At 45.3% G+C, this 17437-nt stretch carries 9 protein-coding genes; all 9 read right to left on the reverse strand.

What is annotated here, in order from left to right; all coding sequences use genetic code 11:
* Nucleotides 1–488: 488 nt before the first annotated feature.
* Nucleotides 489–1022, reverse strand: a complete 534-nt coding sequence (locus Q4Q52_RS14265; protein ID WP_006081901.1) for a cell division protein ZapC — start codon at nt 1020–1022, stop codon at nt 489–491.
* A gap of 200 nt (nt 1023–1222) precedes the next feature.
* Nucleotides 1223–2242 (reverse strand): quinone-dependent dihydroorotate dehydrogenase, encoded by a 1020-nt coding sequence (gene pyrD, locus Q4Q52_RS14270; protein ID WP_311990913.1) that lies wholly within the window; start codon nt 2240–2242, stop codon nt 1223–1225.
* A gap of 63 nt (nt 2243–2305) precedes the next feature.
* Complete coding sequence (locus Q4Q52_RS14275; protein ID WP_011846980.1) at nt 2306–7150, reverse strand: NAD-glutamate dehydrogenase; 4845 nt, start codon at nt 7148–7150, stop codon at nt 2306–2308.
* Nucleotides 7151–7414: 264 nt separating this feature from the next.
* The gene (locus Q4Q52_RS14280; protein ID WP_012089377.1) at nt 7415–9730 is read right to left on the reverse strand and encodes an RND family transporter; all 2316 of its coding nucleotides are present in this window, start codon (nt 9728–9730) and stop codon (nt 7415–7417) included.
* A gap of 32 nt (nt 9731–9762) precedes the next feature.
* On the reverse strand, nt 9763–10779 hold the full coding sequence (locus Q4Q52_RS14285) for a YCF48-related protein (RefSeq protein WP_311990914.1): 1017 nt from the start codon (nt 10777–10779) through the stop codon (nt 9763–9765).
* Nucleotides 10780–10833: 54 nt separating this feature from the next.
* Nucleotides 10834–12198 carry a DUF1329 domain-containing protein gene (locus Q4Q52_RS14290; protein ID WP_106650706.1) on the reverse strand — a complete coding sequence of 455 codons (1365 nt, stop codon included), beginning with the start codon at nt 12196–12198 and terminating at the stop codon, nt 10834–10836.
* A 13-nt stretch (nt 12199–12211) separates the two neighbouring features.
* Nucleotides 12212–14254 (reverse strand): DUF1302 domain-containing protein, encoded by a 2043-nt coding sequence (locus tag Q4Q52_RS14295; protein WP_311990915.1) that lies wholly within the window; start codon nt 14252–14254, stop codon nt 12212–12214.
* Between the two features lie 338 nt (nt 14255–14592).
* Complete coding sequence (locus Q4Q52_RS14300; RefSeq protein WP_006086278.1) at nt 14593–14808, reverse strand: DUF2835 domain-containing protein; 216 nt, start codon at nt 14806–14808, stop codon at nt 14593–14595.
* A 43-nt stretch (nt 14809–14851) separates the two neighbouring features.
* On the reverse strand, nt 14852–17401 hold the full coding sequence (gene pepN, locus Q4Q52_RS14305) for an aminopeptidase N (RefSeq protein WP_115334477.1): 2550 nt from the start codon (nt 17399–17401) through the stop codon (nt 14852–14854).
* Nucleotides 17402–17437 lie beyond the last annotated feature (36 nt).

The following is a 17437-nucleotide window of genomic DNA, read 5'->3' on the forward strand; positions in this document are numbered from 1 at the left end:
CTTGGCTTTTAGCGCTCCACATACAACACTAAAAAATCAAAGTAAATCACCGTTAAATGTAATCTCTAATCTTTCAAATCAACAGACTACGCAAATGCCAAAAAGGTACGCCATGGTGGTTGGCGAGACGACCGTCCGCCCCATGGATGGGGCGGTCGAGCATCCAAGGACGGACTGGCTGCGAGTCGTCGAGTGAACGCCATGGCAAACCTACTTGGTATGATAAAGAGTGCTTTATACAAAAAGAAAATCCGAATTAAGAGTAGCAAGGCTCACGAGCTAACATTCAGTGGCATTTAATAGCAAGGAGTTGAAAATTAATATGGAGATAGAAAAGGATTTTCTTAGGGGAAATACTATCGATAGCACATCAGCGCCATAGGGATTTGAGCAAATAATCAGCTAGTGATGGATATCAAAAACAATAGTAATTGATGCCTAATGGTTGATATTAAAAATCAACAATGACTATTTGATCTACAACCCCGTTATGCCGCGACCACGTGGCGCTGCGCACGCAGTGGGTGTAAGCGATTATGCATCACTTTGATGGTTTCAAACTGCACCATGGTTTTCGCACCCGACAAAACACATTCAGGTGACAATAACATCACTAACGCGGACTGTAGGGTATTTTCAACCACGAGGGCGAGTACTCTTTGCTTTTGGCATTTAAGCTCAAAGACTTTACCCACATCGCTGTAAACACAGACATCACTGGTATCAAAAAACCATGATTTTGGCATTTGCGGTGTCAGCATAAAATGGGCTGCGGTGGCATTAAGGGCAATTTGAACAATAGCGGCATCGGACAAAGACAGGGTTTTAGGCAATCTATCGAGTAAGCTCATATAGAATTTTGCGTGCGCAATATTAAATTCCATGCTTGATAAGGCATCAGGAATGAGTAATTTTGCTTTATAAGACGTCAGAAATTCTATCTCGGAACCTAACGATACGCCTAAAACACCATACGAATCGTTATATTTCCATTGCCAATCTTTTTGTGGCATTAATAACATAACGGTGACCCAATATTTGAACACTGGGACATAATAGTAGATATTTTATCCAATATCAAAATAAAAATAATAAAATACAAATTATTTAACAGTTACTTAGTCGATCTAATATAGGATCTTAACAGCGATCTAGGGATCCTTTTAGATCGCCGTTAAAGAATAAGATCTTATTTTAGATCGTTATATTGATCTTAAGATCATTATTTTAAGCGGTATGCATTCACAATTTCTTTAATTAACTTCGGACCTTGATAAATAAAACCCGAATAAATCTGCACCATAACGGCGCCCGCATCAAATTTGGCCAAGGCATCTTCGGCACTATTGATGCCGCCCACGCCGATGATCGGGATCTGCCCTTTCAAACATATCGCTAACTGCTTGATCACTTTGGTAGACAGTTCTGTCAACGGTTTGCCGCTTAAGCCGCCACTTTCATTGGCATTAGCAAGACCGCTAACACCATCACGCGTTAAGGTAGTATTAGTCGCAATTGCGCCATCAAATTTGTTTTTAATCAAAGCTTGCGCGATATTTTCAATTTCTTCGATGGTTAAATCTGGGGCAATTTTAAGCGCGATGGGCACGTATTTTTTATGCTTTTCGGCCAGCTCAAGTTGCTTAGTTTTAATTGCGCTCAATAACTCATCTAATAGATCGCCATATTGTAGCGATCGCAATCCTGGGGTATTGGGTGATGAAATATTAACCGCAATATAAGCCGCATGGAGATAAACTTTATCCATACAGATCAAATAATCGTCTTTACCTTGTTCTACTGGGGTGTCTTTATTTTTACCAATATTGACACCAACCATAATGTCGGTCTTTTTAGCGATCAAATTTTTGACCAGATTATCGACACCTTTATTATTAAACCCCATGCGATTAATAATGCCTTTAGCAGGCTTTAATCTAAATAGGCGGGGTAAATCATTACCAGGTTGTGGTCTTGGGGTCACAGTGCCCACTTCAACATGACCAAATCCCATCGCATGAAAGGCATCAATCGATTCGCCGTCCTTGTCCATACCCGCAGCGAGTCCCACTGGGTTAGGAAAAGTCAGTCCCATAACGCTCACGGGGGCCGGTGCAATCGTTTGTCCATACAGGCACGTTAACGGGCTATTGGCGGTGATTTTTAGACTACCTATAGCAAGATGGTGAGCTCGCTCAGGATCCATCTGAAACATGACTTTCTGTGCGATTTTATAAAACATGTACTTTCCTCGACCTAAAAAAAGCCCCGGCGATCGCCAGGGCTTCTGATTGTTATAATAAGTTTACTTTTGGCCTTCGCAGTGAAGGATCAGAAGGTTAAGTTCACGTAGGGCGACAGAGAACTTAGCAAACTCATGGCTTTGCGACGTTTTGAAGTCAGCTAGCATGTGGAACCATCTTTCCAATAAGCCTTGATTGATCTCAATCCACTGAGAAATCACGCTTTCGGCATCACAGGTTGCACTGCAGGTTCTTAGTACCACTGAACTTAATGCACGTTGTTGCCAATCCAACTCTTCCCTAAAGGCGGCACGAGCCAGTGCTTGCCAATGGTTAGCCACAGGTTGAGCACTGATCTGTTCTAAGAACCAGTGCAGCTCAACGCGGGCGCCGAGTTTGAAGTAAGTTTCAGCCACTAGCGCAACTGTCTTATCTTCTGTTTGGGCAATTTGGGCAATGTCTAAGGCAGAGAACAAGGTGCTCATGTTAGCCACAATGGTTGCCACAGCTTGTGGTACGTTTTCTTTGACCAAAGCATTGATCTCAGATTGGATACCTTTAGCTTCTTCTTCAACCAGATATAAATGAACATTATCTTTAATTTGTTCAAATACAGGTTTGAAGAAAGCAACTGTCTGTTCGATGCTACCAGTGCGGTTACGGTGACGGAGGAACCAGCGGCTAGCACGACGCATATTGCGGCGTAACTGATGCAGCATTTCACCTTGAACCACAGCAGGAACTATGCCGTTTAAGTCAGTGATCGATTTAGTTAATTCAGCTAAACCAAATACTTCGCGGGCCATAGTGTAGCAAATTGCCGCGTCAGCAACTGAGGCACCTGTCTCATCTTGCATACGTTGAACAAAATTCAAGCCCATGTCGTTAACGAGTTCATTGGCGAGTGAGGTCGCAATGATTTCGCCACGCAGTGGATGGGTTGCCATTTTGTCGCTGTATTTTTCCTGAAGTTTTTTCGGGAAATAGGCAATAAGCAATTGGCTTAACAGCGTATCTTCAGTGATTTCTGGGGTCACTAATTGCTCTTTCAGCACCATCTTCGCATAGGCAACCAGTACTGATAGCTCAGGACGTGTTAACGCACGACCACTGGCTAAACGTTCAGCCAATTCGTCGTCAGACGGTAAGAACTCTAAGGCTCTGTCTAACTTGCCTTCTTTTTCCAGATACTGGATAAAGCGGATCTGCTCTTTTAACTGCTCAGCACCACGCACTTGAGTCACAGAGATAGTACGCGTTTGATCTTTACAGTCTTGCAGTACGATGTGGCCGACTTCTTCAGTCATTTCTTCCAGTAAACGGTTACGTTGTTTTAACGTCAGTTCACCTTCAGTTACCATAGCGTTCAGCAAAATCTTGATGTTCACTTCGTTATCTGAACAGTCCACACCACCAACGTTATCCACGAAGTCAGTGTTGATACGGCCGCCGTTAGACGCATATTCGATACGACCTAACTGAGTACAACCTAAGTTACCGCCCTCGCCGACTATCTTAGCGCGCAGTTCGCCACCGTTGACACGCAATGCATCGTTAGCACGATCGCCGACTTCAGCATGGGTTTCGCGTGCAGATTTCACATAGGTACCGATACCGCCGTTCCAGATCAAATCCACTGGCATTTTCAGCAGTTCTTTCATCAGCTCAGTTGGGGTCATAGAGGTTTTCTCTGTGGCCAACATTTGCTTAATTTCTGCCGATAATGGAATGGATTTAGATGAACGTAGGAAAATACCGCCACCTTTAGAAATCAACTTGCTGTTGTAATCTTCCCAGCTTGAACGTGGCAGAGCGAATAAACGCGCCCGTTCATCATAACTTAATGCCGTATCCGGATTTGGATCGATAAAGATATGCATGTGGTTAAAGGCTGCAACCAGTTTAGTGTGCTTAGACAACAACATACCGTTACCGAATACGTCGCCCGCCATGTCACCTATACCTAAACAGGTAAAGTCTGTGGTTTGGCAATCAATACCGACTTCGCGGAAATGACGCTTAACAGATTCCCAGCCGCCTTTGGCCGTGATACCCATTTTCTTATGGTCATAACCGTTACTGCCACCTGATGCGAATGCATCACCGAGCCAGAAGTTGTATTCAAGAGAAATCGAGTTTGCGATATCAGAGAATGTCGCAGTGCCTTTATCGGCTGCAACCACTAAATATGGGTCATCTTCATCGTGACGAACCACATCCAATGGATGGACGATTTCACCGTTCAAAATGTTATCGGTAATATCGAGCAAGGCACGGATAAAGATGCGGTAGCATTCTTGACCTTCGGTGAAGAAAGCTTCACGGCCGCCTTCGGTTGGCAATTGTTTACAAACAAAGCCACCTTTAGCACCCACAGGCACGATCACAGTGTTTTTCACTTGCTGTGCTTTTACCAGACCTAATACTTCGGTACGGAAGTCTTCACGACGATCTGACCAACGCAGACCACCACGGGCCACTTTACCGTAACGTAAATGCACACCTTCAACCCGTGGCGAATAAACGAAGATCTCGAATTTCGGCAGTGGGCGTGGCATTTCAGGGATCAGTGAAGGCATGAATTTAAACGAGATATAACTCTTAGATTCGCCTTTAGCATCCTGTTGGTAGAAGTTGGTACGCAAAGTAGCGTTAATCAAGTCTAAATAACGACGAATAATACGGTCATCATCTAAGCTAGACACTTCGTCTAAACGTAAATTGATCTGTTCCATAAACTTGCCCAGAGTACGGGTTTTCAGTTTAGGGTTAAATTTACGGATGAACATCTTCACCAACAAATCAGCGATTTGTGGGTAACGACCGAAGGTTTCTTCGATATAAGACTGACTGAACGTCGCATCGATTTGACGCATGTATTTGGCATACGCGCGCAGTACCGAGACTTCACGGCCCGTTAAGCCTGACGCCAGAATAATACGGTTGAAACCGTCATCTTCTAACTTCTTTTGCCACACTTGTGACAGTGCAGTTTGGAATCTATCTTGGCTATCGGCGATATTGTCTGTGTTGACGACTTTAACTGTCATCAAGAAGTCTAAGATCCAGAAGGTAGAACCGTCTGAGGTCGTGACTTCATATGGACGCTCGTTGATCACGCGCAGACCAAAGTTTTCAAGCATTGGCAGCACGTCAGAAAGATGAATTGGCTCATCTTTATGGAATAACTTTAAACGCACTTTGTTGTCGTTCAGTGCAGCTTCTTGCGGTTGATAGAACAACATGCCGAGCTTGTGTTCGTCATCCAGTGCTTCGAGCTGTTGCATGTCAACGACGGCAGAGCTTGGTAATACATCTTCTTTATAGCTTTGTTCAAACGCATTGAAATAACGCTTAGTCAGATGAGTGCCGGCTTCTTCACCGAGTGCACTGTTAAGCGCAGTGCTTAACTTATCTTCCCACGAACGAGCCGCTTCTATTAAGTTGTTCTCTATGGCAGCCACATCTACATCCATATTATTGTTATCAACTTTGACTATGTAGTGAGTGCGGGCTAGCGTCGACTCGGAGAAATAAGTCGTAAACTCTACATCTTCTTTGCTGTTAAAATGCTGGGCCAGAATACGTTGAGTATCTTGGCGGAGTTTGGTGTTGTAACGATCCTTAGAAACGTACACTAAACAGGATAAGAAACGGCCAAAGCCATCTTTGCGTACAAAGAGTTTCAGCTTGTCTCTGTCTTGCATTTCTAACACGCCATGGGCCATGTGCGATAAATCATCAACATTGGCTTGAATTAGCTCGTCACGAGGTAAATTCTCAAGAATGTTTAGCAGGGCTTTATAGTCGTGTGAACGTGGGGTTAAGCCTGAACGATCTAACACACGCTGCACTTTTTCGTTCAGCAGTGGGATTTCACGTGGGCTGCGGTTATACAGGTTTGACGCATATAAACCGATAAATCTATCTTCACCAACCACATTGCCTTTCTTATCGAAACGCTTGATGCCGATATAATCGACATACGCTGGGCGATGTACGCGGCTCTTGGCACTGCTCTTAGTGAGGATCAACAAGCTGTGATCTAAGGCTTCTTTGCGGGCGCTATCGGAGAAGCTAGATAGCAACAAACCTTGCTCAGGTTGCGCTTTAGTGTGCTTGTTCATCAAACCTAAACTAGAGGCGATATTAGGCACTAACTCAACGTCACCTTCGACACGATTCAAATCGTATTGGCGGTAACCTAACAGCGTAAAGTGATGATTATTCAAGTAAGTCAGGAAGTTAATCGCTTCTTCTAACTCTTGCTTATCGCCCGGGAACGGACGTTTTGGCAATTCCTTGATCATCTCACCCAACTTGGCAGACATGGCTTCCCAGTCATTGACTGATGAAGCAACATCGGCAAGCACAGACTGAATTTCGCGCTCTAATGCTTTGATATCAACAGTGCTGCTTTGACGGTCAATTTCAATCAAGAATACGGCGACATGTTCAGTGCTTTCTGGGCTCTGATTAAGATAAGTGACATTAGTCACACCGCTATCTGAACGCTCAATGGCCAGCGGAGTGTGTAACATCATGTGAGCAGTAATACCCATACGATTCAATGCCATACCAACTGAATCTACCAAGAATGGCATGTCAGGTTGGATAACTTCAATGATCGAGTGGGTAGATTGCCAGCCGTGTTTGGCCTGGCTAGGGTTGAACACTCGTAGGTGAGTGTTACCTTTTGGCGTTTTGTTCAGGGCGTTCCATAAACTGAGAACCGCACCGTATAAATCACTGTCATTACGCGCATTGAGATCGTCTTTCGACATGTGGGCATAAAGGCAGGTGGCGAACTGTTCAACTTGCTTGGCTTGTGAATTAGGGACTTTAGCGTGAATTAAACTGACTACATTTTCAAGTAGTACTGAAGGCATTGCATCTTTCAAGGCCATGTTGCTGTTTCCTTAAGCGTCTATGGCAGCGCTTTTTTCATTATTTGGATGCTTCGGCTTAACGATCTCAGATAAATTAATGTGATCTGGATCATCGCGCGAAGTTTATTACTAAAACCGCTGTATTTCGAGGAAAATTTTAGTGGTACATCCTCTTGAAATCCAGTATTCGCGTAAACAATGAATGACAAATGACCAAACAATCGATAAAGCAGACTAAGTATTCAAAAACAAATGGGGAGCTAAGCTCCCCATTCGTAGACCCTACTTAGGTTGGCGCCAGAAAACGGCGGCCAATGCAGGAAGGATAATTATGGCGCCGAGCATATTTACCACAAACATGAATGTTAACAATATTCCCATGTCCATTTGGAATTTAAGTGCCGAGAAGAACCAAGTACTGACACCAATCGCCAATGTGAGGCCAGTAAAGATCACCGCACTGCCCCGTTCGACCAACGCCTCATAGTATGCCTGTTGCACCGGCATACCGTTCGAGAGCTTAGACGACATGGTCGAGAGGATATAAATACCGTAATCCACACCGATACCGACACCCAGTGCAATAACAGGTAAGGTACTGACTGCTAAGCCAATATCCAGTTGCGTCATCAAGGCTTGCGCCAATGTCGACACTACATACAGCGGGATAATTACCGCTACAGTCGCTTTCAAGGATTTAAAGCTGATTAAGCACAGTACAAACACGGCACCATAGACATATAACATCATAGGTAATTGCGCTTCGGCGACTGCTTCGTTGGTCGCGGCCATCACGCCTACAGGACCCGATGCCAGTTTAAACTGCAGCTTGTCGTTATCCATTTTCGCGGCGACGGCTTTCACCTTAGCGACCACAGTTTCTATGGTTTCTGCCTTATGATCTTTCATAAACAGATACACAGGCATGACAGAACAATCGCCATTTAACAAACCCGAGGTGGTCGGAATTTGGCCAATGGCCTGCACTAAACTCGCGGTCGTGCGCGGCAGCACTTCCCACCTTGGATTACCTTCGTTAAAGCCTGCGTTCACTTTTTTAGCAACCGACGCCAGACTCACAGTCGACTCGACCCCAGGCGTATTACGCACTAACCATTCAAACTCATCAATTTGAGTCAGCACATCGTGGTAAGTACAAGCCTCGGGCGCCGCCTCAACAATCACAGTCATCACGTCGGTAGTGATGGAGAAATGATCTGTGATGAAGAAGGTATCGAGGTTATAGCGCGAATCTTGGTGTAACGCTGGCGCCCCGCCCTGTAAGTCACCAATCTTCATCTGATTGGCTTGTTGCAGACCGGCAAAATACAACACTACAGTGGCAATAATCACCACTACAGCGTATTTAGGCGTCGCAAAACGTGCTAAGAAACGCCAAATCGCTTCAGTGCGGACTTCTTCAGCCGTCGGCTCTGCGGTTTTATTGACTTTGATTTCAGTAAAAGAAATCACCAAAGGCAACAGGATAAGGTTAGTGAAAATAATCACGCCCACACCGAGTGATGCCGAAATCGCGAGCTCGCGAATAATCCCGATATCAATCGACAACAGGGTAATAAAACCAACAGTATCAGACAGTAAAGCCACACCGCCTGGTACTAATAAACTACGAAATGCCGAAGCCGCCGCCGCTTTGGTGGTTTGTCCGTCCATCACGCGGCGCCTTACCGCGTTGATCATCTGCACCCCGTGGCTGACCCCGATGGCAAATACCAAAAACGGCACCAAAATTGACATGGGATCGAGGCCAAAGCCTATGACAGTCAATAATCCAAGCTGCCAGACCACAGCGGTTAAACTGCAGACGAGGGGTAAAACGGTCAGAATGATCGATTTAGAGAAGAGGTAAACCATGACGGCGGTGATCAAAATGGCGATCACAAAGAACAGCAATACGCCCTTAGCACCATCGGCCACATCCCCGGCCATTTTGGCGAAACCTATGATGTGAATTTTAACCTTGTCGGTTTCGAACTTGCCCCTGAGTTCTTTTTCGAGCTGCGCCGCAAAGGCAATGGTATCTAAGGGTTTACCTGTTTGTGGATCAAAGTCCATTAACTGCGCCGACACCATGGCCGCACTGTAATCGTTGGCAATTAATCGGCCAACAATGCCCGCTTTTTCAATATTATCGCGCACGGTTTCGAGCCCAGATACTGAGGTCGAAAAATCCGCAGGAATAACGGGCCCGCCAGCAAAACCATCTTCAACGACTTCTGTAAAACGAGTGGAAGGCGAAAAAATCGATTTCACCTGCGCGCGATCAACCCCAGGTATAAAAAACAGCTGATCGTGCACGTTTTTTAAGGTATCAAAATAGTTCGCATTAAAAATATTGCCGCTGGTATCTTCCACCGCCACCATAATGCTGTTAGCGCCACCAAAATCTTTTTGGTGTTTCAGGTAGGTCTGCATATAGCTGTGGTGCAGTGGAATGTTTTTGATGAAGGCCGCATCCATTTTGAGTTGACTGGCTTGAAAGCCTAAAAACAACGTCAAAAACACAAAAATGCCGACGACCCACGCACGATTGCGGAATAAAAATGACTCAAATCCGTTGACCAGTTTTTCTAACATCTTCTCGGCCCTGTTATTGTAGTTTTAAAATTTTATGGCTTAAGAATAAACAGCCCTTGGCTGCCGGATAACCACATATTCCCTTGATTATCCTTCGCAATAGAGACTAAGTTTTCCCCTTGGCGACGAGTAACAATACTGCTGGTGTCATCTTCGTTCAGTTTAATCACAATCCCCGCATTACCCACGAGATAAACCGCATCGTCCGACACTGACATAGCCCCATTGATTGAAGATTGAACTGGCAGTTCGATTTCATTCCACTGACTTAAACTCACATCAGCTTTGAATATATGCCCGCGAAGGCCCATCACATACACGGCATCTTTCGTTTCAATGGCATTAAACATAGAGCCATCGTAATCAAAACTGGTACGCGCAAATGTGTTGCCTTTATCGCCAGAAACCGCCACTAGGCCTAACTCGCCGACCAGTAATAAACGTCCGTCAGTCAAGGTTAAAATACGATTAAAGTGCGGTAGTAAAGACGCGCGCGCACTCACATAGGCAGATTGATCGCTGTCTTTTAACTCCGCTAAATAGGACACATCTTCTTCGGCTAACAGCTCCTCATGGAACTCATCACTCCAATGGGCGCCACCATCATTAGTGCGATAAAACAAACCGTAAGCACCAATGGCGACCCCCTTGTTTTCGTCTAAAAACACCACATCGAGGAATGGCTTTTCAATCTCGGGCGAATGCATCTGCTGCTGCCAAGTTTGGCCACCATCCTGAGTATGTAAAATGGTCGCATCATGGCCCACGGCCCAGCCTAGTTTGTCATTAAGGAAAAACACTTTTGTCAGCTGTGAACTTACGGGCGTCGCCACTTGATGCCAACTGCCGTCATACACCAGAGCATGACCGCGCTCACCCACAGCCACTAACCCTTTGCCCACGTTGGCAATATCTAAAATCAGAGATGAAGCCGCAAGCGGTTGAATTTGTGAAAAAATCGGATCAGAAGGAGTTGCAGATAAGGTAGAAGGGAAAAAAGCGCCACCGAAACTTAATGCAGCAACACACTGAAGGATGCGAAACGACATACAAACTTCCTTAAACTAATGAGGGGCGCAAAGCGCCCCTTTATTTACGGCGTATTAACGGATACCTTCACGACGCAACGCATCAGGGGTAAAGTTAGCTTCGGTCAGTTTGGCATCGAAGTTATACATGCCACTTTGGTTGTCTAAACCCATGGCGAGATAACGACGGGATTGCAAATCATGGAAGACTTCCAGCGTGTCCCATTGAGTTGGTACTTCGTAGTAGTTCAAGCCATGTGCAACGGCCACACGATACAGCTGATCACGGTTGTCGTAGAGATCAGCTATCGACACTTGCCATGAATCTTCGTCAAGGTACATATCGCGCACTTTGTAAATGTGGCGCATACCGTCTTTCAACGTCGCCTTCACTTGCCATACGCGGTGTTTTTCCCAACGAACATATTCTGGGTTCACATGACCAGGTTTCAATATTTGGTCATATTTCAGTTTGTCTGAGTGCAGCTTGTAATCGTTGTATGGGATATAAATTTCTTTTTTGCCAACCAGTTCCCAGTTGTAACGCACTGGAGATCCGTTAAACATGTCGAAATCATCCGTCGTACGCAAACCATCAGACACTGTACCCGGTGTATCGAAAGCGACGTTTGGCGCTTTACGGACACGACGTTGTCCTGTGTTATAAGTCCAAGCTTGGCGTGGCAAGGCCTCTTGATCCATGGTCTCTTTCACCAATAACGCAGTACCTGCTAAACGGGCTGGCTGAGTTACCACTTGCTTAAAGTAGAACAGCGTATTGCTGGCTTTAAGCAGATCTAAAGTCATTTCAGGACGAGAATACTCGAAACGAATTTCCTCAGCCGTTTCTACCAAACTAAAGCTTCCATCGGCCGTTGGTGCTGCTTGACTACGGGAAGTCTCGATGTCGATACCACGAAAACGCAAAATGTGGTTCCAAATCGCTTCTAAGCCATTTGCAGGGATCGGGAATGGAATACCAATAGCAGCGCCAGAAATACCATTGCCCTGTGCAATCAATTCTGCACGTGTCGCGTTAGCTTTAGTCGCATCGTAGACAAACTGCGGCACAGATGCGCTACGGCGAGTCTTATACACATTCATCTTGTAAGTATCAGGATAAAGTTCGAACAACTTCATCTGACCCGGTGTTAAAAAGTCTTTATATTGCGCTTTGTTAGCATTGGTAATGGTGAATTCAATCTTATCCTCAGGGAAAGGATCTGGATGATGCATCCCTTTGGTATAACCCGCCACAGGCTTAGTGATACCACCATCCCACGCAGGAATAGAACCGTCAGCGTTACCCGCCTTTTCAGCACCTAAAGGGGTGAGCTCATTGCCAAGTTTAGCCGCGTCAGCCTCTGATACCTTAGCCATAGCGACTGGCGCTACGAGTGCAAACATCACTGCACTCGCCAATATCGTCAGTTTCTTCATTGTTTGAGTCCTTTTAGATCGAATACTTGATATTGAATGAAACATAATCACGATCTGCCATCGCATTCGTCGTACCGACACCGCCAAAGAAATTGTTATAGGAGATATCTGCACCCCAACGGTTTTGATAGTCGAAGTTAACGCCTAGCGCGACAGACTTGCGTCCTTCCGTGAACAGGAACATAGGATCCGGAGTAATACCGTCAACGTCATGGGAGAAAATGACCCGTGGCGACATATTGACCCCAGCAAAGACGTTGTTGAAATCCGCTTTTGCCACTAAACGGTAGCCCCAAGCAAAGTCAGTTGGGAACGGGTTAGTTTCAGGACCATTGTGCAAGGCTTGAATGATGCCAGGCATATCTGGGTTGCCGCCAGAACGTGACGTACCGGGACCATTGAGACGTAGCTCATCGAAACCTGGCATATCGTGGATCCACACACCGCCAACCTCGGCCAACATAGTTAAGTTATCTAAACCTAAGGTTGGGCCAAATAGATGGGTGAAAGTCATCTGCGCCTGTGTGGTATCCACGCGAATAAAGCCATCCACGGTTTCACCCGGTTGAACGTCTTTAATCTGTGAAATACCATCAAGATCGGGACGAAGCCCCGCATTGGCTAACTGTTGTGGCATACCGGCGAACAGCAATTCAACGTCATCAATCTGCAGTGGCTCATCTTGACGATGGGCAATCTCACCCGCGACAGACGTATCACCAATCAAGGTGTTGAAGCTGAAACCGTAGAGTTTAATATCTTCGGGATAAACGATTTGCGCCTTAGAGAAGCTCTTCAGGCTAAGCAGCAGTTCACGGTTGATGTTGCCCGAGTTTTGGCCTACCGTCGCCAAATCAGATAACAATGCACCTGTGCTAAAGTCGGCAGCAGTACCACTGATAAGTGGACGACGACTATGGTAATTCATGAAATAGAAACCAAATTCGGTTTCACCTAGTTCAGGCGCGTAATAACCCAGCTTGATACCGTATTGGCCATCATTGCTTGGTTCTTCTTCATCCTGCACTAGCGTCACTTTCGTTGGGTAGGCTAAAGCCATAGAAACCAATTGCTGCGTCGGAATAGATTGGCCGCTGGCGATCATGCCCGCTAAACGCTCATATTCTTGCATCACAAAATCTAAGTTGATGTCAGGGTTAGCGTTAAAACCAAGCTGAGCGTTTTGAGCATAACCACCGAAACCCGCAAAATCGTTAGTCGCAAAAATGGAGCCCGGAGTTGGGACCCAAATAGGTTGCCAATCATATTGATAGAATGCTTCAACCGTTAACGAATCTGTCAGGCCAAGGGATGCCCACACCATACCTTGCGGTCTAAACGCTTCTTTTAACTCAGCACCAGGTGCGTTAAGAATGTTCAAATCCACGGCGTTAATTTCACTGATCCCATGGGCAATCAGTGTACTTTCACCCCATGACACCACTTGATTACCAACACGAATAGATAATGGATTCGCACCCTCATTCAAATCGAAGTTGGCATAGACAAACGCATCTAATAAACGGATATCTTTACATTGTACTTCTGAAGCGCGGCTATCTTCGCAAGGGTCAAATTCTTTACCCGTGATCGGATCGTTGTAGTCATAATTGCCATCGTTCAGTTTACGATCATAAAAATACATACCGCGGGCGAACAAACCGTAGTTTTTGTATTTCAACGATAATTCATGCAAACCTTTGACGATCTCAGACGTAGTATCGCCTTGAGAATAAAGTAAGTTACTTAAGTCATTGTTACTGGAATACGACCCGGGCTGGGCCCAAATCTCAGCTGAAGTATATTTTGTATTGCCAAATGCGCTGTAATTAGACCAATCGAATTGGGGTTGATTCACCTTACCAATTTGATCTTCCCAATCGCGCGCGCCAACACGCCAGCTCGCACCAGCAGTCCAAGTTGAGTCAAATGTCCCCTCAACCTCTCCCCAATCAAAAGATATTGCATTAACGCTTGGGATCATTAACAAACTCAATGCCGACGCCACCCCCAAAGCAAGCGCCGATTTGTTAAAACTATTTTTAACAATTTTCATTTTAGCTCTCCGTACCCTGCAGGATTCTTTGTTTTAGGAATTACAACCAACATCTTGTTAGCTCACAGGTAACATCATTGTTACAGCAATTAATCCCCTTGGGCAAGGCGCAGTTAGAGAAAATTTTCTAAAGAATTAAGCATGTAGGTACATTTTTGCCAGCAGTTGAAAAGGTGGGATTTAAATTAGAGAAAAGCGGGAGAGAAATGAAGCGGAAAAAGATATCAAAAAATCATATAATTCATTAACATATTTAAAAACTAAATATCACAAACCGAGCCTGATAATCAGCCGACCGTTTAAAGTAATTACTCTAAGCACGAATAAACAAATTCAGGCTAGACTCGATTTAATGAAACAAATTGTCCCTTGTCATCTAAAACCAATTTGAAATAGCCTTGAATGCCATTTTCGGTTAAAAAACGTCTGAAATGACGGCCATTAATCCACAAAATACGTCCTTGCGTTTCGCGGACCTCAATTTTATCAGCAAGCCCTTGATAGTAAGGTAAGAAATCTCGATAGCTGATCGTTAGTTTGAAATACAATTCCATAATATCAGGGCGGCATCGATTGCCGCCCTCCTCCTACAAACCGCTATTTTGCCAATGCCTTAGAGACTTTTTCGTACATATCCTTAGATAAGTCAGGTAAAGCCAAAAGTTGCCCTAAACAGGCTTTTATTAAGGTTTGACGGCCTAAGTCGAATTTATGGAACTGGATCAATGGCGTCACCATGCGTGCCGCGACCTGCGGATTGAGCTTATTAAGGGTAATTAAGCATTCGGTTAAGAAAGCATAACCCTTACCATCTTGACGGTGGAATTGGTAAATATTACCCGCCGCAAAACTGCCCACTAACGCGCGCACTCGGTTTGGATTACTCATACTAAAACGCTTGTGCTGCTGTAATTGACGCAGACATTCAATCACATCTTGCGCATTACGAGTCGCTTGCAACATAAACCATTTATCCATTACCAATGGCGTGTCCTGCCAACGCAGCTCAAATGCGGTCATCAACTCATCGCGACAAGGCAAATCACCCACGTTCGCCGCAGTCAGTGCACCGAGGGAATCAGTCATATTGCTGGCTTTATCAAACTGAGCAATCACTAACGCTTCAGCCTCATCCGACACTCTTGCTAACCACGTTAAACACTGATTTTTAAGCGCTCTTGCCTGCGTGCTATCGACTGGTACCAAAGAGCGATAGAGCGCGATCAATTCATCTTCAGAGTGTGAAGCCAGCTCAGTTAACACAAATTCACGGGCTAAGGCTAACGCATCGAGATCAACGCTCTCTGTTTGCTCAATCAAAGCAGATGCCGTAGGTATGGCTAAGATTTCGGCAATCAATGCTGGGTCAAGTTCAGTGTCTAACAACACGCCTTTAAAACTATCGCGCACGCGGGGATCGAGTGTCATGGCTTGTTGCTGCTGTAAACTCGCCACATTTTGCCAAATCGCTTGGCTCACTAAGGTCACTGAGGCTTCCCAGCGCGCCACTTCGCTGCTGGCAAAACGCATCAAGTGAACCAGTTGATCCACATTGAATCGATATTGCAATTTAACGGGCGCGGAGAAGTTTTGCAGCAGTGAAGCCACCGGCTTATGACTTAATCCCTCAAAACTAAACACTTGTTCAGCTTGAGTAAAGTCGAGAACTTCATTCACTAAAGAGTGGCCCTTGGCATCTAACAGTTCGATACTGAACGGGATATGCAAGGGTGATGCACAGTTCGCTAAACTTTGTTTAAGGGTTAATTGGTAAACGCCCGTTAGCGCATCGAAACTGTCCATCGCAGTCACAATCGGCGTGCCCGCTTGGCTATACCATAAACGGAATTGGGTTAAATCTACGCCGCTGGCATCTTCCATTGCCGCCACAAAATCATCGCAGGTGACCGCTTGGCCATCGTGGCGTTTAAAATACAGTTTCATCCCCGCTTGAAACTTTTCTTCGCCAAGCAAAGTGTGCATCATGCGGATCACTTCAGCGCCCTTGTTATACACAGTGACGGTGTAGAAATTATTCATCTCAATCACAGATTCTGGACGAATGGGATGGGACATAGGGCCAGAATCTTCGGCAAATTGCTGATTCTTGATCACTTTGATTGCGTGAATTCGATTCACAGCGCGTGAGCCTAAATCGGAGCTGAATTCTTGATCGCGAAAAACCGTTAAGCCTTCTTTTAAACTTAGCTGGAACCAATCACGGCACGTCACGCGGTTTCCGGTCCAATTATGGAAATACTCATGGCCTACCACCGATTCAATACCGTGATAATCCTCGTCGGTAGCCGTTAACGTATCTGCAAGCACATATTTAGTGTTGAAGATATTTAAGCCTTTGTTTTCCATCGCTCCCATATTGAAAAAGTCGACGGCAACTATCATGTAAATATCTAAATCGTACTCGAGGTCAAAACGACTCTCATCCCATGCCATGGATTTTTTCAGCGATGCCATCGCATGGTGTGCTTTATGTAAATTACCTTTATCGACGAACACTTGCAGGATCACTTTACGGCGACTGCGGGTAATGAACTCATCTTGCAACAGATCAAAATCGCCAGCGACTAAGGCAAACAAGTAAGCCGGTTTTGGAAACGGATCTTGCCAGCAAACATAATGGCGGCCGCCCTCTAATTCGCCTTGATCAATCAAATTCCCGTTACTCAGTAAAAACGGGAATGCGGCTCTATCGGCTTCGATGCGCACAGTATATTTGGCTAATACATCGGGACGGTCGAGGAAATAAGTGATCCGTCTAAAGCCCTCAGCCTCACATTGCGTGCAGTAGGCACCATCGGACATATACAGGCCTTCAAGGCTCGAATTGGCCTCGGGATCGAGCTTAGTGACGATGTTCAGCTCAAACTCATCAAGCGCCGTTTCTAAGACTAATTGACCCGCGCTAACATGATAAGGCACTGCTTCACCGTCAACCGTCAGCGAGACCACAGTTAAGTCTTCGCCATCCAATACTAAAGCTTGGGCATGCTTAGAAGCGCGTTTTACCCGACTTATCGCCTGCACATGAGTCTCATTGCCCGCCAGATTAAAGGCTAAGTCGATCGTGTCTATCGTGAAGAGTGGCGCTTGATAATCTTTTAAGTATTTTGCTTGAGCTTGTGTCATTTCGATCCCTTTAACGCTGATCTAAATAAGAAAAAA

Source organism: Shewanella sp. SP1S2-4 (genome assembly GCF_031932075.1).
GTDB classification, from domain to species: domain Bacteria; phylum Pseudomonadota; class Gammaproteobacteria; order Enterobacterales; family Shewanellaceae; genus Shewanella; species Shewanella baltica.